The 16,090-nt window shown below is 65.1% G+C and carries 18 protein-coding genes; 11 read left to right on the top strand and 7 right to left on the bottom strand.

The window, feature by feature from the left end:
• Positions 1-65 precede the first annotated feature (65 nt).
• The 4 genes from CLU93_RS01735 to CLU93_RS01720 all read left to right on the top strand — a co-directional run bounded on the left by CLU93_RS01735 (position 66) and on the right by CLU93_RS01720 (position 2,331).
• Positions 66-575, top strand: a complete 510-nt coding sequence (locus CLU93_RS01735) for a MarR family winged helix-turn-helix transcriptional regulator (protein ID WP_373629869.1) — start codon at positions 66-68, stop codon at positions 573-575.
• Entirely contained in the window at positions 572-1,318 is a 747-nt protein-coding gene (locus CLU93_RS01730; protein WP_099759742.1) for a HEAT repeat domain-containing protein, read from the top strand. The genes CLU93_RS01735 and CLU93_RS01730 overlap by 4 nt, the downstream gene beginning before the upstream one ends.
• 25 nt (positions 1,319-1,343) lie before the next feature.
• Entirely contained in the window at positions 1,344-1,679 is a 336-nt protein-coding gene (locus tag CLU93_RS01725; RefSeq protein WP_099759741.1) for a DUF6616 family protein, read from the top strand.
• 61 nt (positions 1,680-1,740) lie between these two features.
• Positions 1,741-2,331 (top strand): DUF1287 domain-containing protein, encoded by a 591-nt coding sequence (locus CLU93_RS01720; RefSeq protein ID WP_099759740.1) that lies wholly within the window; start codon positions 1,741-1,743, stop codon positions 2,329-2,331.
• On the opposite strand, the gene pdxR is transcribed toward CLU93_RS01720, so the two are convergent.
• Complete coding sequence (gene pdxR / locus CLU93_RS01715) at positions 2,300-3,772, bottom strand: MocR-like pyridoxine biosynthesis transcription factor PdxR (RefSeq protein ID WP_099759739.1); 1,473 nt, start codon at positions 3,770-3,772, stop codon at positions 2,300-2,302. The genes CLU93_RS01720 and pdxR overlap by 32 nt on opposite strands.
• 103 nt (positions 3,773-3,875) lie before the next feature.
• On the opposite strand from pdxR, the gene CLU93_RS01710 reads away from it, so the two are divergent.
• The gene (locus tag CLU93_RS01710) at positions 3,876-4,316 is read left to right on the top strand and encodes a carboxymuconolactone decarboxylase family protein (RefSeq protein WP_099393179.1); all 441 of its coding nucleotides are present in this window, start codon (positions 3,876-3,878) and stop codon (positions 4,314-4,316) included.
• A gap of 80 nt (positions 4,317-4,396) precedes the next feature.
• Positions 4,397-4,699 (top strand): hypothetical protein, encoded by a 303-nt coding sequence (locus CLU93_RS01705; RefSeq protein ID WP_099759738.1) that lies wholly within the window; start codon positions 4,397-4,399, stop codon positions 4,697-4,699.
• Positions 4,700-4,802: 103 nt separating this feature from the next.
• Here CLU93_RS01705 and CLU93_RS01700 read toward each other — a convergent pair whose 3' ends face one another.
• Positions 4,803-5,978 carry a multidrug effflux MFS transporter gene (locus CLU93_RS01700; protein WP_099759737.1) on the bottom strand — a complete coding sequence of 392 codons (1,176 nt, stop codon included), beginning with the start codon at positions 5,976-5,978 and terminating at the stop codon, positions 4,803-4,805.
• A gap of 189 nt (positions 5,979-6,167) precedes the next feature.
• Here CLU93_RS01700 and epsC point away from each other — a divergent pair, with 189 nt between their 5' ends.
• Positions 6,168-7,121, top strand: coding sequence for a serine O-acetyltransferase EpsC (gene epsC / locus CLU93_RS01695; protein ID WP_099759736.1), 954 nt, complete (start codon positions 6,168-6,170; stop codon positions 7,119-7,121).
• A gap of 82 nt (positions 7,122-7,203) precedes the next feature.
• Here the strand turns inward: epsC and CLU93_RS01690 are convergent, their stop codons facing one another.
• The 5 genes from CLU93_RS01690 to CLU93_RS01670 form a co-directional block, all read right to left on the bottom strand.
• On the bottom strand, positions 7,204-7,683 hold the full coding sequence (locus tag CLU93_RS01690; RefSeq protein ID WP_099759735.1) for an META domain-containing protein: 480 nt from the start codon (positions 7,681-7,683) through the stop codon (positions 7,204-7,206).
• A 72-nt stretch (positions 7,684-7,755) separates the two neighbouring features.
• Positions 7,756-8,655, bottom strand: a complete 900-nt coding sequence (bla, locus tag CLU93_RS01685) for a subclass B3 metallo-beta-lactamase (protein WP_099759734.1) — start codon at positions 8,653-8,655, stop codon at positions 7,756-7,758.
• 100 nt (positions 8,656-8,755) lie between these two features.
• Positions 8,756-10,147: an LLM class flavin-dependent oxidoreductase gene (locus tag CLU93_RS01680; protein ID WP_099759733.1), complete on the bottom strand. Its 1,392-nt coding sequence runs from the start codon at positions 10,145-10,147 to the stop codon at positions 8,756-8,758.
• 3 nt (positions 10,148-10,150) lie between these two features.
• Positions 10,151-10,978, bottom strand: a complete 828-nt coding sequence (locus tag CLU93_RS01675) for a MetQ/NlpA family ABC transporter substrate-binding protein (RefSeq protein ID WP_099759732.1) — start codon at positions 10,976-10,978, stop codon at positions 10,151-10,153.
• Between the two features lie 21 nt (positions 10,979-10,999).
• On the bottom strand, positions 11,000-12,214 hold the full coding sequence (locus CLU93_RS01670) for an acyl-CoA dehydrogenase family protein (protein ID WP_099759731.1): 1,215 nt from the start codon (positions 12,212-12,214) through the stop codon (positions 11,000-11,002).
• Positions 12,215-12,468: 254 nt separating this feature from the next.
• Here CLU93_RS01670 and ssuE point away from each other — a divergent pair, with 254 nt between their 5' ends.
• The 4 genes from ssuE to ssuC are packed head-to-tail and all read left to right on the top strand — an operon-like array spanning position 12,469 to position 16,090.
• On the top strand, positions 12,469-13,089 hold the full coding sequence (ssuE, locus tag CLU93_RS01665) for an NADPH-dependent FMN reductase (protein ID WP_099759730.1): 621 nt from the start codon (positions 12,469-12,471) through the stop codon (positions 13,087-13,089).
• 24 nt (positions 13,090-13,113) lie between these two features.
• Positions 13,114-14,124 carry a sulfonate ABC transporter substrate-binding protein gene (locus CLU93_RS01660; protein WP_165829382.1) on the top strand — a complete coding sequence of 337 codons (1,011 nt, stop codon included), beginning with the start codon at positions 13,114-13,116 and terminating at the stop codon, positions 14,122-14,124.
• A gap of 12 nt (positions 14,125-14,136) precedes the next feature.
• The gene (gene ssuD, locus CLU93_RS01655; protein WP_099759729.1) at positions 14,137-15,297 is read left to right on the top strand and encodes an FMNH2-dependent alkanesulfonate monooxygenase; all 1,161 of its coding nucleotides are present in this window, start codon (positions 14,137-14,139) and stop codon (positions 15,295-15,297) included.
• 1 nt (position 15,298) lies between these two features.
• On the top strand, positions 15,299-16,090 hold the full coding sequence (gene ssuC / locus CLU93_RS01650; RefSeq protein ID WP_099759728.1) for an aliphatic sulfonate ABC transporter permease SsuC: 792 nt from the start codon (positions 15,299-15,301) through the stop codon (positions 16,088-16,090).

The raw sequence follows: 16,090 nt of genomic DNA, 5'->3' as shown, positions 1-16,090 counted from the left end.
TCGGCAAACCACTGCAGGTTTCCATTTGACATTTAGTATGGCGCCATATTATATTGCGCCATATGATAAAGCTCGAACAGAAATATACGGCCCTGCTGGGTGACGTGCAGCGCCGCGCCAGCGGTCTCGACATGACGCAGTCCACGGCGCGCTTGCGCCTGTGCTTTGAAGTGCTGGGCCTGGCATCGGCCATCGATGGCGATTGCGCCACGCGCCTGGGCCGGCACGGCTTGTCGGAAGGCAAGTTCGTCTTGCTGTCCCTGCTGCGCGACGTGCCTGACGGACTCTCGCCGCACGCACTGGCCGAGCGGGCCGGCGTGACGCGCGGCACCATCACGGGCTTGCTCGACGGTCTGGAGCGCGATGGTTTCCTGGCGCGCCATCCTGACCAGGTCGACCGGCGCAAGCTGCAGGTGCGCCTGAGCGCCAAGGGAGAAGCTGCCGCCGCCACCCTGATCGATGAACATGCGCGATGGATCGCCAGCCTGTTTGCCGATTTCACGCGGGACGAGATGCAATTATTGAGTGGACTGCTGGAAAAAGCCTGGCGCAAGACGGACCGAGGTGCTGCATGAGCGGTGGCATCGCTGACGTGACGCCCGCGCGGCTGGCTCTGCTGAATGGGGGCAGCGTGGCCAGCGCCACCCTGACGGAGGGGCTGGCCATCGATTTCGCCCAGCTGCTGGCTGCAGCCGTACCCGATCTCGGCGCCGCCCGCCTGGAGCGGATGCGCGCGCAGGCCGCCGCGGGCATCACCAAACGCATGGCACTGGCGGCGCAATTGCTGCTGGAGGCCAATGTTGACCTGGCTTTGCTGCAAGCGCATCCATCCGACACGGTACGTGGCTGGGCCTGCTTTGCCATCGCCGCCCAGGCTGGCCGTACCCTGCCGCAACAGCTGGCCGCCATGCGGCCGCTGGCCGACGATGGCCACTTTGGCGTGCGCGAATGGGCCTGGCTGGCGCTGCGGCCCCATCTGGCAGAGCATCTGCCTGACGCCATCGCGCTGCTGGCGCCGTGGACGGCGGACCCGTCGGAAAGAGTGCGCCGCTTTGCCTGCGAAGCGCTGCGTCCGCGCGGCGTGTGGTGCGCGCATATCGCCCAGTTAAAAGAACAGCCGCAGCTGGCCTTGCCCCTGTTGCAACCCCTGCGCGCCGACCCGGCCGTCTACGTGCAGGATTCCGTGGCCAACTGGCTCAACGATGCGGCCAAGAGCCAGCCAGGCTGGGTACGCAGCCTGTGCGCGCAATGGCTGCAGGAAAGTCCCAATGGCGCCACACAGCGCATCTGCAAGCGGGCCCAGCGCTCGCTGGCCTGACGATTCATCTTTTTAAGGAGAAACCATGCATTACCTGTTAGAACTGTACAGCCCGAAACCCGCCTGGCTGGCCCTCGATGGCGCCGCGCGCCAGGCGTATTTCGCCAAGGTGGGCGCCGGCATGGCGGCCCTGTCGGGCAGCGGCGCCGAAGCGCTGGCCATGGGCGCCATCGACGGCGGCAAGCTGCACGCGGCTGCCCAGCAATTCTATGCCGTCTGGCGCTTCCCGGACGAGGCGGCACTGGATACCTTGCTGGCCGGCATCGCCGCCACGGGCTGGCATGATTACTTTGAGACCATCAATGCGGCGGGACCGGCCGTGGATTTCCCCGCGCACCTGGCGCAGTTGGCCGCAGCCTAGCGCCCGACGTTTTTCTTGCCGCTGCGGTACAGTTGGCATTTCCATTCCACCACCGACGTTGATGCCAATCAAACTGCTTTCCACCCTGATGCTTGCCCTGGCGCCCATGCTGGCGTCGGCAATCCCTGCCACCCCGCAAGCCCTCGTCGTCGCCGCCCGCAAGCAGGTGGGGGTGACCGTGCAGTACGATCCGCGCTATGAACGGCTGGCCTATCCGGGCGGCGACGTGCCGCTGGAGCGGGGCGTGTGCACGGATGTGGTGGTGCGCGCCTACCGCCAGCTGGGGCAGGACTTGCAGGTGCTGGTGCACGAAGACATGCGCAAGGCGTGGCAGGTATACCAGCAGCAGGGACGCTGGCAAATGAAAGGGCCGGACCGCAATATCGACCACCGCCGCGTGCCGAACCTGGGTACCTACTTTGCCCGCCACGGCACGAGCCTGCCGCCAAGCAAGAAAGCGAACGCTTACCGCGCGGGCGACATCGTCACCTGGCGCCTGCCGCGCAACCTCACGCACATCGGCATCGTCAGCGACAAGCAGTCGTGGAGCGGCGTGCCGCTGATCATCCACAACATCGGCGAGGGCGCGCGCGAGGAGAATATATTATTCAGCTATCCGATTACGGGGCACTATCGCTGGCAACCCCGCTGAGTGGCAGGGGCGCCATCTCTTGCAGGATCGTCAGCACAAGGGCCAGCGCCGTGTCGATATCGAGTTTGTCGATGGCGCCATAGCCGAGAAACAGGCCTTCATGGCGGGCGGGGCCATGGTAAAAGCTGGCCAGCGCATACAGGCTGACGTCGGCCAGGCGCGCGCGGCGCAGCAATTCGGCGATATCGAGCGGCGCCTGCGCCAGCGCCGCCACGTGGAAGCCGGCGCTGGCCGGCACCAGGCGGAACCACGGTGCCAACGGGCCGTTGAACCAGTGTTGCAGCCGTTCGCGCCGCCCCGCATAGATGTCGTGGCAGCGGCGGATATGGCGCAGCAAATGGCCATCGCCGATGAACTTGGCCAGCGCATGCTGGCCCAGGCTGGCCGTATGGCAATCGCTCAGGTATTTCACCGTCTGCATGGCGGCTACGAGGGCTTGCGGCAGCACCACATAGCCGAGGCGCAATTCCGGCAGCATGATTTTGGAAAAGCTGCCCACGTGCGCCACGACGCCATAGCGGTCCATGCTTTGCAGCGCATCCTCGGGCCGGCCTTCATAGCGGAAGGCGCTGTCGTAGTCGTCTTCGATGATGATGGCTCCCAACTGCCGGGCACGCTCCAGCAAGGCATGGCGGCGCGCCATGCTCATCGGCATGCCGAGCGGGAATTGATGCGCGGGCGTGACATAGATCAAGCGCGTGCCGTCGGGGATTTGCGTGACGACGAGGCCATCCTCGTCCACGTCGATGCCCACCACGCGCGCGCCCTGGCTGGCGAATACGGCGCGCGCGACCGGGTAGCCGGGTTCTTCCACGGCAACCGTGTCGCCCGGCTCCAGCAGGGTCAGCGCGAGCAAGTGCAAGGCTTGCTGCGCGCCGCTGGTGACGAGCACTTGTTCCTCGGTGCAATGGATGCCACGGCTGAAGGCGGCGTGGCCGGCGATCGCCGCGCGCAAGGAGGGCAAGCCTTCCACAGGGCCATAACGGCCGCGTGCCTGGCCACCCTGGCGCAGCGCATGCAGCATGCAGGCGCGCCATTCATCCTGCGGGAAGTGCGCGGGCGTGGCGCGTCCGCCGATGAAGGCGTAGCGCGCGGGCGTTTCCTGGCTGGCGCGGCGCAAAGGCGTGGGCGTCGCGTCCCAGCGGGCGATGCGCTGCGCGCTGGCCAGCGGCGTGCTGGCATGGCGGCGCTGCGGCGAGGCGTGCGGCGTCTGCACGAAGCTGCCCACGCCGACCTTGCCGACCAGCAGCTTTTCATAGCCGAGCTTGTCATACACGTCGGACACCGTCTTGCGCGACAGGCCCAGCTGGCTGGCCAGCAGGCGCGTGGGCGGCAATTGCTGGCCATCCGTCAGGCGGCCCGAGCGGATGGCTGCGCTGAGCTGGCGGTACAGCTGGCCGCCCAGGTCGCGCGTGCCGTCGATCAGGATATGTAATTCCATGGGGTTTCTGCTGGTGGTCTGCTGCTTTTCGGGGGGATTGGCCTGCCGCGCACTGTTGCCCCGCTTCTAGAATAGTGCATCTCTCATCATCAAGGAATGCATCATGACACAGCAACGACTCGATTTTACACAAGCTTCGCCTGACGCCGTCAAGGCCATGTACGCGCTGGAAGCGGCGATTGCCAAGCTGGGCGTGGAACACTCGCTGCTCGAGCTGATCCGCCTGCGCGCTTCGCAAATCAATGGCTGCGCCTTTTGCGTGGATATGCACACGAGCGACGCGCGCAAGGCGGGCGAAACGGAACGCCGCCTGTATGCCGTGTCCGTCTGGCGCGAAACGCCTTTCTTCACGCCGCGCGAGCGGGCCGTGCTGGCCTGGACGGAAGCGCTGACCCTGCTGCCACAAAGCCAGGCGCCCGATGACGTGTATGCGGCGCTGGCGGAACAATTGACGCCGGCGGAAATGGTCAACGTCACCCTGGCCATCGGCTCCATCAATACCTGGAACCGCCTGGCCGTTGGCTTCCGCAAGATGCCCGAATAAACCCAGTGTTCGTTCGCGAACAGACGCATGGCTGGTTCCTGCGTAGGCTGACCATACGATTGATATCCTAGGGAGCAGCCATGCAAGTACATACCGGGGAAGGCGCCGACAAGACGTTGGAGCAGGAGGAAGAGGCGCGCCGCGCATTCATCGCCGAACTGTGGCGGCGCTTTGAAACCTTGCAGGAATGGGCCGTCAGCCACTGGCCCGACCAGCAACATCCCTTGAGTTCCGCCGACTTCGTCGAAGCGCGCAAGGAGATTTTGAGTTTGCGTTCGCCGGCCGGGTCGTTGAACCAGCCGGCCGCGCGCGATGCGGCGGAGCCGGCCCCGGAGCAGGGCGGGGCGCAGTATGTTGACGTCACCCCTGCACCGTGGCCGTAATCCTGGCTGTATATTGCTCGTAGGTCGGATTAGCGCTTGCGCGTAATCCGACGTCACCCGCCAACAATGTTGTCGGATTACGGTTCTGCGAACCTAATCCGACCTACGCTTCTGCCTTACCCTGCGCAAACACCCAGCAAACCAAACTCACCAGCAGTCCCGCCATCACGCCATACGCCAGATTCAGGGCGCTGTCGAACAGCAGCGGCGCCACCAGGCCCGAGACCAGCGCGAACAGCAGCATCTGGATGAACGATTGCATCGACGAGGCCAGGCCGCTGTTGTTGGGGAAGTGGTTCAAGGCCATCAGGGTCATCGGCGGCATGGCGATCGACAGCGCGAACGAGTAGAAGAACAGCGGCAGCACGGCCCATGGCACTTCAGCGGCAAAGAAGTAGTTATAGCCGATGTTGGCCAGCGCGGCGAGCAGCATCAGGATGAAGCCGGCCCAGATCATCTGGCGCTGGCTGTAGCGGTGGGCGATTTTCGCCGACAGGGCCGAACCGAACACCATGCCGCTAATTAAGGGAATGAACAGCCAGGCGAATGCCGTTTCCGGCAAATGCAGGATGTTGATGATGAAGTAGGCGGCCGAGCCGATGTACAGGGCGAAGCCGCCGAAGGCGGCGCCGATGGCCGTCGACAGCAGCAGGAACTGGCGGTGGCACAGCACTTTCCAGTAATTGACGGCGATGTCGCCCAGGTGGAAGGCGTGGCGCTGTTCCTTCGGCAGGCTTTCCGGCAGCGCGCGCCAGACGACGATGAACATCAGCACGCCGAAGGCCGTGAGGAACCAGAAGATCGACCGCCAGCCCAGGCCCACCTGCAGCCAGCCGCCCAGCACGGGCGCAATCGCCGGCGCCAGCGCGAACACCATCATGATGTGCGAAAGGATTTTTTGCGCGGCGGCGCCCGAATAGCGGTCTTGCACGATGGCGCGGCCGATCACGGATCCGGCGCCTGCCGCCAGTCCCTGCAGCACGCGCCAGGCCAGCAGCCAGCCCAGCGACGGCGCCAGCGCGGCGCCCACGGAGGCGATCACATACAGCACCAGCGAGACGAGAATCACGGGACGGCGGCCGAACGAATCGGACAGGGTGCCGTAAAACAGCATCATGAAGGCGAACGTGAACAGGAAAAAGCTCAGGGTCTGCTGCACCAGCAGGGGGCTGGCATTGAAATCTTGCACGATGGCGGGGAAAGACGGCAGATAGGTGTCAATTGCCAGCGGTCCGACCATCGCCAGGCCCGCCAAAATCCAGGTTAATAATTTAGTCATGTCAAAGAGTGTTTTTGTTAGTCCGTCATTTTACGCTAGCGGCGGGAATCGGGTCCGGTGCCGCCGCGGTTTGCCATCCATATGCGTTTTTCGTATATCAAAGCTCGCAATCCTTCGTTGGCTTTGCCTGTCTGCGCCGTTAAGCTGGGGCGACCCGGCCTGTTTGCCTTTTTCTGGAAGTGATACGCCATGCACAGCATTTATCCCGCAGCGCCCGCCGACGACACGGCCCAGTGGAACCTGGGGCCCGTGATCGCGGCGCTGCGCACCTCGCGCGAAGACAAGCACAAGATCCGCCATAACGGCAGGGTGCGCGAACTGCCGTCGCGCGAAGCGCTGACCACCATCGTCAATGGCCTGTCGGCAGCGCTGTTCCCCACGCATTACGGGCGGCCCAACCTGACCGATGAAAGCATCGACTATTTTGTCGGTGACACGCTCAACACTACGCTGAACCGCCTCAGCGAGCAGGTGCGGCGCGGCCTGCTGTTCTCGGCTCCGGCTCACGCCGTGCCGGCCGGCGATGAGGGCGATGGCGCCAGCGACGATGCGGCCCTGGCGCAGCAGGCGCGCGAGATCACGCGCGCGTTTGCCGCCAGCCTGCCCGATATCCGCGCCTTGCTGGTGTCGGACGTGCAGGCTGCCTACGCGGGGGACCCGGCCGCCACGTCAGTGGCTGAAATCATGTTGTGCTATCCGGGCACCATCGCCATCCTGTACCACCGTCTCGCGCACCGGCTGCACGCGTTGGGCGCGCCGTTCCTGGCGCGCCTGATCGCCGACATCGCGCACACGCTGACGGGCATCGATATCCACCCGGGCGCGCACATCGGCGCGTCCTTCTTCATCGACCACGGCACGGGCGTGGTGATCGGCGAGACGGCCATCATCGGCCAGCGGGTGCGCCTGTACCAGGCGGTCACCCTGGGCGCCAAGCGGTTTCCGGCTGACGCAAGCGGCGCGCTGATCAAGGGCACGCCGCGCCATCCCATCGTCGAGGACGACGTGGTCATTTACGCGGGCGCGACCGTGCTGGGGCGCATCACCATCGGCGCGGGATCGACCATCGGGGGAAATGTGTGGCTGACGCAGAGCGTGCCGCCTGAGAGTAACGTGTCGCAGGCGCAGATGCGCAACGACTGAGAAGGATGGAAGGGACAACGAACCCCAGCGCAGAAACCGGGGTCGTACCCTCAGGGTACGACCCCGGTATTTGCGCTTGGGCTTATTTCACCGTCAGCGCTTCATAGCGCGCCACTGGCACGCCATCTTTCAGCAGCAGCAATTCCTGGTCGGCGTAGCGATAGCCATTGACTTCGCCCAGGGTGGTCAGGAGCAGGCGTTCGAGGTCCATGTCCTGCGGCTGGCACATCATCATGGTGCCGGCCATCTGTCCAAAGTTCAAGGTGCTGATGCCATCGCTGGTGTAGCCGCCCATCATCTGGTTGCAGCCGCTGTGGCCACTGGCGCGGCCTTCGGCCAGCTGCAGGGTCACTTCGCGCTGTTCAGGCGCCTTGCGCACCACTTGCTTGCCCTTCAATTCCTTCAGCTTCCACTGCGTGCCCGTCAGCTTGGGTGCCGGCTTGGCGGGCGAGGTAGCGCCTGGCGCGGCGGCGGCAGCGTCGCTGCGCACGGGCGTTTGCGCACAGCCGGCCGTGATGGCGACGATGGCGGCGAGGGGAATCAGTCTGGCGAGTGTGAACATGGCAATCCTTCTTCAAATGAATGGCGCCAGCGTAGCAGATTGGCGCCACGCCAGCGTGCACGGTTGAAAAGCCTACCGCTCCTGTTCCAGGCGAGAGTCGAGCAAGGTGCGCGCCGCCGCCACATAGGCGTGGCAGGCCTGCGGATCGATGAAGGCATCGCTGCCGGCCGTGGCGCTCGCTTCGAGCTGCTCCCACAATTGCGACGCTTCCGGATGCGCCGAAATGAGCACGTCGCAGGGCAGTTTTTCCAGGGTCTCGAAGCTGTGGCGCAAATCCGCCACCGCGTTTGGATACTCGCTGCTGGCGCTGAACTTGAAGCCGGGGCGCGAGACGGCGTTGAGGCTATCCGCGTAGACCATGTTCAGGCAGCGGGGGCCGTCGCACGATTGCCACGTCCAGCTCAGGCCACCGGGCGTGTGGCCCGGCGTGGCGTGCGCCGTCAGCTTGACGGGGCCGACGTCGAAATGGCCACCATCGCGCGCCAAACGCATGTCCTTCACGGGCGGGTACTTGGGCAGCGCATGGTATTGCGGATCGTCCGGCCCCACTTCGCCCGACGCCAGGTCCAGCGCCGCCGACGGGCTGGCGGCCACCAGCGCATTGCTGCGCCGCTGGAGTTCGGCCAGGCCGCCCGCATGGTCGATGTGGCCGTGCGAATTGAGTATCAGCTTGACGTCCTCGATGCGAAAACCCAGGGTGGCGATATTGGCGATGATCTTGGGCGCCGATTCCGGCAAGCCGCCATCGATCAGCACGTGGCCCTGCGGCGACGTCACCAGCACGGAACTGAGGCCTTTCACGCCCACATAATAGGTATTGCCGAAGATGCGGAACGGCGCCTGGTCGGCATTCCAGGTGGCGCAGACGTCGCAGCCCGGCGTCGGCGGCGTGGCTGGCGCTTGCGCCCATGCCAGGCAGCCATGGCCTGCCAGCAGCGCCAGTGCCAGCGCGCGTGTAAGAGTGAGGGGCATTGCAATCCTTATCCGTGTTGCCAGGGTGGCGTATGCTGACACGGAACGGGGCTGGACGCAAACGCATCCTTGCATGGATAGCTGCTGGCGAAGCGGGTGTTCAGGCCGCAGCCAGGGTGGCGCTGCCGGGGGCGATGCTGACCTGGCGTCCCGCATGGCTGGCGGGCAGGCGCGGGCCCTGGCCGAAGACCTTGTGGCGCAAGCTGCCTTCCTCGTAATGGGTGCGATAGCGGCCGCGCCGCTGCAGCTCCGGCACGATGTGGGTCACCACGTCGGCCATGCTGTCGTGCGCCACGGCGAAGGCCAGATTGAAGCCGTCGATGCCGGTTTCGTCGAGCCAGCTTTCCAGCTGGTCGGCCACCTGGCGCGCATCGCCCACCAGCACCGGGCCGCGCCCGCCCAGGCCGATGTATTCGGCCGCCTCGCGCACGGTCCACTTGCGGTCCGGGTCGGCCTGGCTGAACGACGCCAGCGCCGAGCGCCCGGCCGGGGAATCGATGTAGTCGATGGTGGCGTCGAGCGGGTAGCGGCTGAAATCGACGCCCGTCCATCCCGACAGCAGCACCAGCGCCGCCTCGATATTCACGTGGCGCAGGTAGTCGGCGTGCTTGGCGCGCGCCTCTTCTTGCGTGGCGCCCGTGATGACGAGCGCCTGCGCGTAGATCAGCAGCGCATCGCCATCGCGCCCGCTTTGCCGCACGGCGGCGCGCAAGTCGTCGGCGTAACGCTTGACCACCGTTTTGCTGGGACCACTGACAAAGGTCGCTTCCGCATGGCGCGCCGCAAAGCGCGTGCCGCGTGGCGAGGTGCCCGCCTGGTACAGCAGGGGCGTGCGCTGCGGCGACGGCTCGCACAAATGGATGCCGGGCACCTGGTAGTGGCGCCCGGCATGGTTGATCGGATGTACCTTGGCCGGATCGGCGTAGATGCCGCGCGCCTTGTCGTTGACGACGGCGTCGTCGTCCCAGCTTTTTTCCCACAGCTTGTAGACGACGTCCAGGTATTCGTCGGCCAGGTCGTAGCGCTCGTCGTGACCCAGTTGCTGCTGCAAACCCAGGTTGCGCGCCGCGCTGTCTAAATAGCCGGTGACGATATTCCAGCCGATGCGTCCCCCCGTCAGGTGGTCGAGGGTGGAAATGCGCCGCGCGAACGTGTACGGATGCTCGTAGGTGAGGGCGCAGGTGACGCCGAAACCCAGGTGCGTGGTGGCTTGCGCCATGATGGGCACGAGGGCCAGCGGATCGTTCAGCGGCACCTGCACGCCGTGTTCCAGGGCCGCATCGAGGCTGCCCCGGTACACGTCGTACACGCCCAGCACGTCGGCCAGAAAAACCGCGTCGAACAGGCCCGTTTCCAGCAGCTGCGCCAGCTCCGTCCAGTGCGCAGGATCGGTATAGCGGTGGCTGCGGTCGCGCGCATGCGTCCATAGCCCCGGCGACTGGTGGCCGACGCTATTCATCTGGAAGGCGTTGAAACGTATCGTCTTTGCCATGGCTTATTTTGCCGCCGTCTGCAAGGCTTGCTGGTAGTCGGGTTTCGAATAGCCGGCAAAGTGTTTATTCGTGATGTCGAGGAATTCGCGCGAGCGGTAGGCTGCCGCCAGGTCTTTCGCGAACTGCTTGTCCTTGTCGGCCGTGCGGATGGCTACCAAGTTGATGTAGTTGGGCGAGATTTTCTCGGCCACCAGCGCCTCCGTCAGTTTCAGCCCCGACGCCAGCGCGTAATTGCCGTTGATGAAGGAGTAATCGGTGTCGCCCAGCGAGCGTGGCAGCTGCGCTGCTTCCAGCGGCAGCAGCTTGATTTTCTTCGTGTTGACGGCGATATCCTTTTCCGATGCGCGCACGGGGTCGAAGCTGGCGCGCAGCTTGATCCATCCCAGCTGGTCGAGCAGCACCAGCGCGCGTGCCTGGTTGGTCGGATCGTTCGGCAAGCCCACCGTCGTGCCTTCCTTCACGTCGTCCAGGGTCTTGTGCTTCTTGCTGTAGATGGCGATCGGCGCCGTGGGAATGGTGATCAGGTCCGTCAGCGCCAGCTTGTGTTCCAGCGCGAATTTCTTCAGATAGACGATGTGCTGGAACACGTTGGCGTCCAGCGAACCCTCGGCCAGCGCGAAGTTCGGCTGGATGTAGTCGTTGAACTCGACCAGCTTGACCTTGTAGCCCTGTTTTTCCAGGATAGGCTTGATGCCCAGCTTGATCTGGTCCGCGTACGGCCCGGCGCTGGTGCCGATGGTGATCTCTTTCGGGTCCTTGGCGTGGGCGAAGCTGGCCGTCAAGGCCAGGGTCAGGGAGCTGAGGAGGATGCTGCGGCGGGTGATGGTCATGCTGGCTCCTTGGTGGGTGAATCAGGAATACGCCGTCGGCTCGGGCACGGTGCCGTTCAAGGCAAAGCGTCCCAGGTCGCGCAGCTTGTAGTCGATGGGGTCGTGCAGGGTATGCACGCGCACGTTGCGCCAGTAGCGGTCGAAGCCGTATTGGGCCGAGGTGGATCTGGCGCCCGTCAGTTCGAACATCTGGCTGCTGATTTCCAGTCCCGCCTGGTGCGCCAGGCATTTGGCTTCGGCCACGGCCACGGCCAGCAAGCCCCGTTCGCGCGCCGTCACCAGCGCGCCCTTGCGGAACACCTTTTCCAGTTCCTGCGCCGCGCCGTCAGCCAGCACTTGCGCGGGGCGCAGCAAGAGCCACAGCTGGCCGTAGCGGTGCTGGATCAAGGGATCCTCCGTTGCCTTGGCTACGCCCGAGGCAAACCAGGCTTTCGCCTGCTCGTCCGTGTAGCGGCGCGCCGCCTCGAACGCGCCTTCGGCGATGCCCAGATAGAGGTTGCTCATGATCAGCTGCGCGATCTGCGAGCGCACGGTCGCTTGCGGCGTGGCGGCCTGCGCGGGCGCCTGCAGCACCAGCTCGTGGGGCAGGGCCACCGCCTGGAAATGCACATTGCCGCTGTCCGTCTGGCGCTGGCCGAAGGCGTCCCAGTCCGCCTGCACGCTCACGCCATCCTGGCGCGTGGGCAGGGCGGCGATCAGCGCCGTCTGCGTGGGCGCGTGCCAGGCCGAGACGGTCAGCCAGTCGGAACCGACCGAGCCGGAAGAAAAGCTCTTGATGCCATCGAGGATAAAGCCACTGTTGGTGTCGCTGGCCGTGACTCGCTTGTCGAGGGGATTCAAGGCATTGCCCCAGAACAGGCGCTCGTCGACGGTCAGGGTGAGCAGGCGGCGCTGCTGTTGCGCGTTGCCATACAACTGCAGGCCGGCCAGCTGCAAATGGTGGAAGCCGAAGACATGCGCCAGCGCGCTGTCGGCGCGCGCCAGGATGCGGATCACCTGGTACACGAGGGGCCACGACGCGCCCTGGCCACCGAATTCCACGGGGATCGACAAGGTCAGCAGACCCGACTCGCGCAGCCATTCGCGTTCCTGGGCCGCATGGCCGCCGGCCAGGTCGCGGGCATTCGCCGTTTCGGCCAGGCGCGCGGCCAGCTTTGTTGCGATGCGGATGGCGTCTTGCAAGGGTTCCGGCACGGGCGACTGGGGAAGGGAGGCATGCGGTAAAGCGCTAGACATGAGTGACATTCCAGAAAGACGATGAGGCCGATATTGCACCGCCAGGCGCGTGCCGTACACGAAGAAAACCGCGCATGGATATGCGAAAAAAGCCGCGCCGGGAGCGGCGCCTTCGCTTGCGGGGCGTCAGGGCCGGATAGTCAAAAAACGCATATCGAAGCGCGAAAGCATTCGTTTTACCCGGCTGATGATGGCGATAGGCTGCAAGCATCCGAGCAGATCCACTTTCGACAACCTACAGGGACGGGCATCACATGAGCATCTTGTTATTGGGCGGTAGCCCCCAGCTACCATCGAGTTCCAGCCGCTTGCTGCTGCATATCGGCGAACAGCTGGCGCTGCAGGGTCACAGCTACGCCAAGCTGCATGTGCGCGACCTGCCGGCGCGTGCCCTGCTGCTGGCCGACTACGACGACGCGGCGATTGCCCGCGCCGTGCACGCCGTGGCCGATGCCGACGCCATCGTGATCGCCACGCCCATCTACAAGGCCGCGTATACAGGATTGCTGAAAGCCTTTCTCGACCTGCTGCCGCAAGATGGCCTGGCCGGCAAGCTGGTGCTGCCGCTGGCCACGGGCGGCGGCCACGCCCACACCCTGGCGCTCGACTATGCGCTGCGTCCCGTGCTGCATGCGCTGGGCGCCAAGCAGGTGTTTACCAGCATCTACGCCAATGCGCAGCAGCTGGAATGGCACGTAGAGCGGGGCCTGAGCCTGGACGCGCCGCTTGCCGACCGCGTGCAGGCCGGCATCGAAGAGCTCTCCACCGGCCTGTTCGTGCTGCAGGGCCGGCGTCCGCCCGCGCCAACAGAGGTCCCGCATCCCCTGCGTTCGCTGCAAGACCAGCCTTACGCCCCGCAATTTCAAGCCGCCTGATTATTTACCGACCAAGGAACCCTCATGACACACCGCCACGCACAACGACTCTCGCGCCGTACCACTCTGGGCTTGCTGTTTGCCGCCGCCGCCGGCGTGATGGCGGCCGGCATGCCGGCTGCGGCGCTGGCGCAGGCCAAGGGGGAGCTGCAGGTGCAGGTGCGTATCGGTTACCAGAAATACGGCACCCTGACCCTGCTGAAAGGGCGCGGCACGCTGGAAAAACGCCTGGCCGAGCAGGGTGTGGGCGTGAAATGGACGGAGTTCCCGGCCGGCCCGGTGCTGCTCGAAGGCTTGAACGTGGGCAGCATCGATTTCGGTACCGTGGGCGAAGCGCCACCGATCTTTGCGCAGGCAGCCGGCGCCAATCTGGTGTATGTCGGCAATGAGCCGGCGTCGCCGGCCAGCGAAGCCATCGTCGTGCCCAAGGGTTCCGGCCTGCGCACCCTGGCCGATTTGAAGGGCAAGAAAATCGCCCTGAACAAGGGCTCGAACGTGCATTACCTGCTGTTGAAAGCACTGGAAAAGGCGGGTGTCGCGTATGCCGACATCCAGCCCGTGTTCCTGCCGCCGGCCGATGCGCGCGCCGCTTTTGAACGGGGCAGCGTGGATGCCTGGGCCATCTGGGACCCGTTCCTGGCGGCGGCTGAAAAGCAGCTGGGCGCGCGCGTGCTGGCCGATGGCAAGGGCCTGGTGGCGAACTACCAGTTTTATCTGGCCTCGCGCACGTATGCAGAAAAAAATCCCGAGATCCTGCGCATCGTGCTCGATGAAGTGGCCAAGGTCGATGACTGGGGCCGCAACAACCCGGACGAAGTGGCGACGATTTTGTCGGCGCAGACGGGTCTGAGCAAGGAGGTCGTGGCGCTGGCCGCCTCGCGCTATGCGTATGGCGTGAAACCCGTTTCCGTCGACGTCATCGCTTCGCAGCAAAGGGTGGCGGACGCCTTTTCCAGCCTGAAGCTGATTCCGAAACCGATCGTTGTCAAGGACGCGCTGCTGCCGGCGCGCCAGCTCGCTACCAGCACAAAATAAGGAACAAATATCATGTCATTCAATGTCTTCTGGTTCATCCCCACCCACGGCGACAGCCGCTACCTGGGCACGTCGCAGGGCGCGCGCCCCGTCGATGCCGATTACTTGCGCCAGATGGCCGTGGCCGCCGATACGCTGGGCTACGACGGCGTGCTGCTGCCCACGGGCCGCTCCTGCGAAGACGCGTGGGTGGTGGCGTCGTCGCTGATCAGCGTGACGCACAAGCTGAAATTTCTGGTCGCCGTGCGCCCGGGACTGTCCACGCCGGGCCTGGCCGTGCGCATGGCGTCCACGTTTGACCGCCTGTCGAACGGGCGCCTGTTGATCAACGTCGTCACGGGCGGCGACCAGGGCGAGCTGGAAGCGGACGGCCTGTTTGCCGACCACGCCAAGCGCTACGAGATCTCCGATGAATTCATCAAGGTCTGGCGCGCCACGCTGGCGGGCGAGGGCGGCGCGGCCGGCTATGATTTCGAGGGCAAGCATATCCAGGTGAAGGGCGCGAAAACCCTGTACCCGCCCGTGCAGAAACCGTATCCGCCGCTGTATTTCGGCGGCTCGTCGGAGCCGGCGCATGAACTGGCGGCCGAGCAGATGGACGTGTACCTGACGTGGGGCGAGCCGCCTGCTGCCGTGGCCGAGAAAATCGCCGACATCCGCGCGCGTGCCGCAAAAAAAGGTCGCACAGTCCGGTTTGGCATCCGCCTGCACGTGATTGTGCGCGAAACGAACGAAGCCGCCTGGCGCGCGGCCGATGAGTTGATCAGCCACCTGGACGACGACATCATCGCCAAGGCGCAGGCGGCCTTCGGCAAGATGGATTCCGTGGGACAGCAGCGCATGGCGGCCCTGCATGGCGGGCGGCGCGACAAGCTCGAAGTGTCGCCGAATCTGTGGGCCGGCGTGGGCCTGGTGCGTGGCGGCGCAGGCACGGCTCTGGTGGGCGACGGCCCGACGGTGGTGGCGCGCATGCAGGAATACGCGGACCTGGGCATCGACACCTTCATTTTCTCCGGTTACCCGCACCTGGAAGAAGCATACCGCTTCGCCGAACTGGTGTTCCCGCTGCTGGGCAAGGGCAAGGCCGTGGGTGAGCAGTCACTGACGGGGCCTTTCGGCGAAGTCATGGCCAGCAATATCGTGCCGGCCGCGCCGCAGAAAAAGGCAGCCTGAGATGGCGACGGCCACCGTCAGGCATCCGCCCGGCACGCCATGGCGCAATGCGTTGGCGCCGTGGGCCTTGCCCGTGGCGCTGCTGCTGGCCTGGCAGCTGGCCGCGCAGTGGGGCTGGCTGTCGAGCCGCATCCTGCCCGAGCCGTGGGCCGTGGCGAAAGCCTTCTGGCACCTGGCCGCATCGGGCGAACTGTGGCTGCACCTGAAAACGAGCTTGTGGCGCGCGACGGTCGGTTTCGTCATCGGCGCGGGACTGGGCTTGCTGCTGGGATTATTCACGGGCAGCTTCCGCCATGCGGAAACCCTGCTCGACACGACATTGCAAATGGTGCGCAACATCCCGGCGCTGGCCCTGATCCCGCTGGTGATCCTGTGGTTCGGCATCGACGAGACGGCGAAACTCTTTCTGCTGGCCGTCGGTGTGTTCTTCCCCGTCTACCTGAATACCTTCCACGGCATCCGCTCGGCCGACCAGGGCTTGATCGAAATGGCGAAAAGCTATGGCCTCTCGGGCTGGCCCCTGTACCGCGACGTGATCCTGCCGGCCGCCATGCCCTCCATTCTGGTCGGCGTGCGCTTTTCGCTGGGCCTCGTGTGGGTGCTGCTGATCGTCGCCGAAACCATCTCGGCGCAGGCCGGCATCGGCTACATGACCATGAATGCGCGCGAATTCCTGCAAACGGACGTGGTGCTGGTGGGGATACTGCTGTACGCCTTGCTGGGCAAGCTGGCCGATTTGTTCTCGCGGGGGCTGGAACGCCACTGCCTGCGCTGGAATCCCGCCTACCGATAG

The sequence above is a fragment of the Janthinobacterium sp. 35 genome (assembly GCF_002754575.1).
Taxonomy (GTDB): domain Bacteria; phylum Pseudomonadota; class Gammaproteobacteria; order Burkholderiales; family Burkholderiaceae_D; genus Janthinobacterium; species Janthinobacterium tructae.
The sequence above is the reverse complement of the archived record's forward strand: the minus strand, read 5'-3'. Positions and strand labels throughout refer to the sequence as shown.

Bases quoted from the DNA above. Each gene is read 5' to 3' on its own strand.
- CLU93_RS01675 (WP_099759732.1), bottom strand. From the start codon at position 10,978: ATGACCATCACCCGCCGCAGCATCCTCCTCAGCTCCCTGACCCTGGCC.
- CLU93_RS01710 (WP_099393179.1), top strand. From the start codon at position 3,876: ATGACACAGCAACGACTCGATTTTACACAAGCTTCGCCTGACGCCGTC.
- CLU93_RS01680 (WP_099759733.1), bottom strand. From the start codon at position 10,147: ATGGCAAAGACGATACGTTTCAACGCCTTCCAGATGAATAGCGTCGGC.
- ssuC (WP_099759728.1), top strand. From the start codon at position 15,299: ATGGCGACGGCCACCGTCAGGCATCCGCCCGGCACGCCATGGCGCAAT.
- ssuE (WP_099759730.1), top strand. From the start codon at position 12,469: ATGAGCATCTTGTTATTGGGCGGTAGCCCCCAGCTACCATCGAGTTCC.
- epsC (WP_099759736.1), top strand. From the start codon at position 6,168: ATGCACAGCATTTATCCCGCAGCGCCCGCCGACGACACGGCCCAGTGG.
- CLU93_RS01700 (WP_099759737.1), bottom strand. From the start codon at position 5,978: ATGACTAAATTATTAACCTGGATTTTGGCGGGCCTGGCGATGGTCGGA.
- CLU93_RS01705 (WP_099759738.1), top strand. From the start codon at position 4,397: ATGCAAGTACATACCGGGGAAGGCGCCGACAAGACGTTGGAGCAGGAG.
- bla (WP_099759734.1), bottom strand. From the start codon at position 8,655: ATGCCCCTCACTCTTACACGCGCGCTGGCACTGGCGCTGCTGGCAGGC.
- CLU93_RS01690 (WP_099759735.1), bottom strand. From the start codon at position 7,683: ATGTTCACACTCGCCAGACTGATTCCCCTCGCCGCCATCGTCGCCATC.
- CLU93_RS01720 (WP_099759740.1), top strand. From the start codon at position 1,741: ATGCCAATCAAACTGCTTTCCACCCTGATGCTTGCCCTGGCGCCCATG.
- CLU93_RS01725 (WP_099759741.1), top strand. From the start codon at position 1,344: ATGCATTACCTGTTAGAACTGTACAGCCCGAAACCCGCCTGGCTGGCC.
- pdxR (WP_099759739.1), bottom strand. From the start codon at position 3,772: ATGGAATTACATATCCTGATCGACGGCACGCGCGACCTGGGCGGCCAG.
- ssuD (WP_099759729.1), top strand. From the start codon at position 14,137: ATGTCATTCAATGTCTTCTGGTTCATCCCCACCCACGGCGACAGCCGC.
- CLU93_RS01660 (WP_165829382.1), top strand. From the start codon at position 13,114: ATGACACACCGCCACGCACAACGACTCTCGCGCCGTACCACTCTGGGC.
- CLU93_RS01670 (WP_099759731.1), bottom strand. From the start codon at position 12,214: ATGTCTAGCGCTTTACCGCATGCCTCCCTTCCCCAGTCGCCCGTGCCG.
- CLU93_RS01730 (WP_099759742.1), top strand. From the start codon at position 572: ATGAGCGGTGGCATCGCTGACGTGACGCCCGCGCGGCTGGCTCTGCTG.